This window comes from Streptomyces sp. NPDC056347 (genome assembly GCF_042262625.1).
Classification (GTDB): Bacteria; Actinomycetota; Actinomycetes; order Streptomycetales; family Streptomycetaceae; genus Streptomyces.
Window position 1 is genome coordinate 1 of record NZ_JBHJQP010000298.1, and the last position, 4,494, is coordinate 4,494.

The following is a 4,494-nucleotide window of genomic DNA, read 5'->3' on the forward strand; positions in this document are numbered from 1 at the left end:
GCCCCCTGACCCCAGGGGGCACCGGACGCTCCGGCGCCTACAGCACCTTGGACAGGAACGACTTCGTCCGGTCGTGCTGCGGGTTGGTCAGGACGTCGCGCGGGTGGCCCGATTCGACCACCACACCGTCGTCCATGAAGACCAGCGCGTCGCCCACCTCACGGGCGAAGCCCATCTCGTGGGTCACGACGACCATGGTCATGCCGTCCTCGGCGAGCCCGCGCATGACGTCCAGGACGTCGCCCACCAGCTCCGGGTCGAGCGCCGAGGTCGGCTCGTCGAAGAGCATCAGCTTCGGCTCCATGGCCAGGGCGCGGGCGATCGCCACCCGCTGCTGCTGGCCGCCGGAGAGCTGGGAGGGGTAGTTCTTCGCCTTGTCGCCGAGGCCGACCCGGTCCAGCAGCTTCTCGGCGCGGGCCCGGGCCACCGCCTTGGACTCGTGCTTGACCTGGACCGGCGCCTCCATGACGTTCTCCATCGCCGTCATGTGCGGGAAGAGGTTGAAGCGCTGGAACACCATGCCGATGTCCTGGCGCTTCAGCGCGACCTCGCTGTCCTTCAGCTCGTAGAGCTTGTCGCCCTTCTGCCGGTAGCCGACCAGTTCGCCGTCGACGTACAGCCGTCCGGCGTTGATCTTCTCCAGGTGGTTGATGCAGCGCAGGAACGTCGACTTGCCGGAACCGGACGGGCCGATCAGGCAGAAGACCTCACGCGGCGCGACCTCCAGGTCGATGCCCTTGAGAATGTGCGCGGCGCCGAAGGACTTGTGGACGCCCTCGGCCTTCACCATGGCGGTCGTCATGCCATGCCTCCCTTCGGGCGGCCCAGGGACAGCAGATTGGCCCTGACCTTCTGGAACGGGGTGGGCGGCAGGCTGCGGCTGGAACCGCGCGCGTAGTACCGCTCCAGGTAGTACTGGCCGATGCTCAGCACCGACGTCATGATCAGGTACCAGGCCGCGGCCAGGAAGTACATCTCGACCGGGGCCCCGGACCCCTGCCCGATGTCCTGGGCGTACTTGAACAGCTCGTAGAACTGGACGGCCGCCACCAGGGAGGTCGTCTTGAGCATGTTGATCACTTCATTGCCGGTCGGCGGCACGATCACCCGCATGGCCTGCGGGACCACGACGCGGCGCAGCGTCTTGTTGTGGCTCATGCCCAGCGCGTGCGCGGCCTCCGTCTGCCCCTCGTCGACCGAGAGCAGCCCCGCACGGCAGATCTCGGCCATGTACGCGGCCTCGTTCAGGCCCAGGCCGAGCAGCGCCGTCAGCAGCGGCGTCATGAAGCTCGACCAGTAGTCCTTGTAGATCGGCATCAGGTCGATGTACTCGAAGACCAGGCCGAGGTTGAACCAGACGAAGAGCTGGACCAGGACCGGGGTGCCGCGGAAGAACCAGATGTAGAACCAGGCGATCGACGAGGTCACCGGGTTCTTCGACAGCCGCATCACGGCCAGCAGGATGCCGCCGACGACACCGATGACCATGGACAGGGCGGTCAGCAGCAGGGTCTGGCCGACGCCCTTCATGATGCGGTCGTCGAAGAAGTAGTCGGGGACCGCGCTCCAGTTGATCTTGCCCTGGCTGAAGGCGTAGACGATCGCGACGAGTAGGCCGATGGCGATGACGGCCGAGACGTACCGGCCGTAGTGCCGCACCGGGATGGCCCGGATCGTCTCGGGGCCGGACGCGGGGGCGGGGCGCGCGGGCGGCGGGTCGGCCGGGCCGCTTCTCTTCTTCTCGAAGTCAGTCACAGGAGGAACCTTTCTGCGCCGTTGTCCTGTCAGGACCCGCCGTTGATCCTGGCCTCGGTGACGGCGCCGTCCTCCACCTTCCACTTGGCGAGGATCTTGCCGTACTCGCCGTTCTTGATGATCGCGTCCAGGGCCGCCCGGATGGCCTGGGTCAGCTGGTCGTTGCCCTTGGCGACGGCGATGCCGTACGGGGCCGCGTCGACCTGCTCGCCGACCATCTGGAAGTCCTTGCCGCCGCCCGAGGTCTTCACCGCGTACGCGGCCACCGGGAAGTCGGAGGAACCGGCGTCGACGCCACCGCTGCGCAGCCGGGTCTGGGCCTCCAGGTCGTTGTCGAAGGTCTCGATCGTGATCGACTTGCCGGCCGGGCACTTCTTCGACTCGGCCTTGGCCAGGTCGTGCGAGACGGTGTTGCGCTGGACGGCGATCTTCTTGCCGCAGAGGTCGGCCCAGGAGGCGATGCCCTGGTCGTCGCCCTTGCGCGTGTAGATCGATACGCCGGCGTTGAAGTAGTCGACGAAGTCGACGCCCTCGCCGACCTTCTTCCTGGTCTCGGGGTCGATGCCCTGCTGGCGGTCCTTGGTGTCGGTCATGGACGACATGGCCAGGTCGTAGCGCTTGGAGCGCAGGCCGGTGATCAGGGTGTCGAACGTGCCGTTCTGGAACTGGAGGGTCACGCCGAGCTGCTTGCCGATCGCGGCGGCGATGTCGGGGTCGATGCCGACCGTGTTGCCGGACTTGTCCTTGAATTCGACGGGCGGGTAGGCGATGTCCGAGCCGACCCGGAGGGTGCCCTTGTCCTTGATCGCGGCGGGCAGCAGGTGGGCGAGCGGGGCCCGGTCGGACGCGGAAGGGCGCGATCCGTTCTTGGTCTGGTCGCCGCAGGCGGTCAGCAGCATGGTGCCGGCGACCGCGATGGCACCGACCGCTGCGATCCGATGCTTCGCGGCCGGGCGACAGGTGGTGCGTGCGGTCATGATCGGGATTCCTCCGGCAGGTGAGGGTGTGGTGCCAGGCGGTATGGACACAAGGCTGTCGATGTCGCCCCCCTGATTGATTAGGGCATCTTGCCATTCGGACTGGCTCAAACTTGCCGCTGAACATGTCAAAATCGGATAACGGGCCATCCCCGTAGCCCAGAAGGCCGGTATCCAGGGCCGGACCTTCTTCGGGGAATCCATCGGCGGGCCGGAAGATCTGCGGCGCGTCTTGACTGGTGGACACTTTCGTCGTCGAGCGGACTTGTCCAGATATTCGAGTATGAGTCACGTCACCGAGCCGCCCCGGACTCGTCGATGACAGGCTCTGTCCGGTAAGAAAGACCTTTACACCCCTCATCAGGGGCTCGGGGCGCGTTGTGCGGCGCGCCCGCGCGTATGTAGTTCCCCCTGCCGGTGCGGGCCAACCGCCGGGGCAGGGAGCGTACGCGGTGCCCGCCCACCCCTCCTCAACCAGGAGTGGCCACCCTCAAAAGATGAAGAGTTAAGGGGTCAACACCATGGCAGCGGAGATCGTCAATCCTCGCAGCGACAGCAGTACCGACAACAGCGGCACCGACGAGCCGTTCGATCCGGCCTTCGCCCTGCACCGCGGCGGGAAGATGGCCGTGCAGGCCACCGTTCCGGTCCGCGACAAGGACGACCTCTCCCTCGCGTACACACCCGGCGTCGCCAAGGTGTGCAGCGCGATCGCGGAGAACCCCGAGCTGGTCCACGACTACACCTGGAAGTCCCAGGTCGTCGCGGTCGTCACGGACGGCACCGCGGTGCTCGGCCTCGGCGACATCGGGCCCGAGGCCTCCCTCCCCGTGATGGAGGGCAAGGCGATCCTCTTCAAGCAGTTCGGCGGCGTGGACGCGGTGCCGATCGCGCTCGCGACGACCGACGCGGACGAGATCGTCGAGACCGTCGTCCGGCTCGCGCCCTCCTTCGGCGGCGTGAACCTGGAGGACATCTCGGCGCCGCGCTGCTTCGAGATCGAGCGCAGGCTCAAGGAGCGGCTCGACATCCCGGTCTTCCACGACGACCAGCACGGCACCGCCGTCGTGACGCTCGCGGCCCTGCGCAATGCCGCGAAGCTGTCCGGCCGCGGCCTCGGCGACCTGCGCGCGGTCATCTCCGGGGCGGGCGCCGCCGGAGTGGCCATCGCGAAGTTCCTGCTGGCCGCCGGGCTCGGCGACGTCGCCGTGGCCGACCGCAAGGGCATCGTGAGCCGGGACCGCGAGGACCTCACCGAGGTCAAGCGCGAGCTGGCCGAGCTGACCAACCGGGCCGGGATCTCCGGCCCGCTGGAGACCGCCCTGGCGGGCGCGGACGTCTTCATCGGCGTCTCCGGCGGTACGGTCCCCGAGTCGGCCGTCGCCTCGATGGCGCCCGGCGCGTTCGTGTTCGCCATGGCCAACCCGAACCCCGAGGTCCACCCCGACATCGCGCACAAGTACGCGTCCGTCGTGGCGACCGGGCGGTCCGACTACCCGAACCAGATCAACAACGTGCTCGCCTTCCCCGGCATCTTCGCGGGCGCCCTCCAGGTCCGGGCCTCCCAGATCACCGAGGGCATGAAGATCGCCGCGGCGAACGCGCTGGCCGACGTCGTGGGCGATGAGCTCGCGGCGGACTACGTGATCCCGTCGCCGTTCGACGAGCGGGTGGCCCCGGCCGTGACGGCCGCGGTGGCCGCGGCCGCTCGGGCGGAGGGCGTGGCCCGGCGCTGAGCCCGGGGGCGGGGCGGCACACCGCC

Annotated in this window: 4 protein-coding genes; 1 reads left to right on the forward strand and 3 read right to left on the reverse strand. The window is 68.3% G+C overall.

Annotation, left to right across the window (positions count from 1 at the left end; genetic code table 11):
* Positions 1-37: 37 nt before the first annotated feature.
* From ACFCV8_RS35495 to ACFCV8_RS35505, 3 genes are read right to left on the reverse strand one after another with little or no spacing between them, the layout of a single operon-like run.
* A complete protein-coding gene (locus ACFCV8_RS35495; protein WP_376689674.1) occupies positions 38-802 on the reverse strand; it encodes an amino acid ABC transporter ATP-binding protein in 765 nt (254 codons plus the stop codon).
* Positions 799-1,755: an amino acid ABC transporter permease gene (locus ACFCV8_RS35500; protein WP_376689675.1), complete on the reverse strand. Its 957-nt coding sequence runs from the start codon at positions 1,753-1,755 to the stop codon at positions 799-801. Before ACFCV8_RS35500 ends, ACFCV8_RS35495 begins: the two co-directional genes overlap by 4 nt.
* A gap of 29 nt (positions 1,756-1,784) precedes the next feature.
* Positions 1,785-2,732: an ABC transporter substrate-binding protein gene (locus ACFCV8_RS35505; RefSeq protein ID WP_376689676.1), complete on the reverse strand. Its 948-nt coding sequence runs from the start codon at positions 2,730-2,732 to the stop codon at positions 1,785-1,787.
* Positions 2,733-3,253: 521 nt separating this feature from the next.
* On the opposite strand from ACFCV8_RS35505, the gene ACFCV8_RS35510 reads away from it, so the two are divergent.
* The gene (locus tag ACFCV8_RS35510) at positions 3,254-4,468 is read left to right on the forward strand and encodes an NADP-dependent malic enzyme (RefSeq protein ID WP_376689677.1); all 1,215 of its coding nucleotides are present in this window, start codon (positions 3,254-3,256) and stop codon (positions 4,466-4,468) included.
* Positions 4,469-4,494: the final 26 nt, after the last annotated feature.

What these genes read in the sequence shown, in the direction of transcription:
- ACFCV8_RS35495 (WP_376689674.1), bottom strand. Translation starts at nt 802, where the DNA reads ATGACGACCGCCATGGTGAAGGCCGAGGGCGTCCACAAGTCCTTCGGC.
- ACFCV8_RS35505 (WP_376689676.1), bottom strand. Translation starts at nt 2,732, where the DNA reads ATGACCGCACGCACCACCTGTCGCCCGGCCGCGAAGCATCGGATCGCA.
- ACFCV8_RS35510 (WP_376689677.1), top strand. Translation starts at nt 3,254, where the DNA reads ATGGCAGCGGAGATCGTCAATCCTCGCAGCGACAGCAGTACCGACAAC.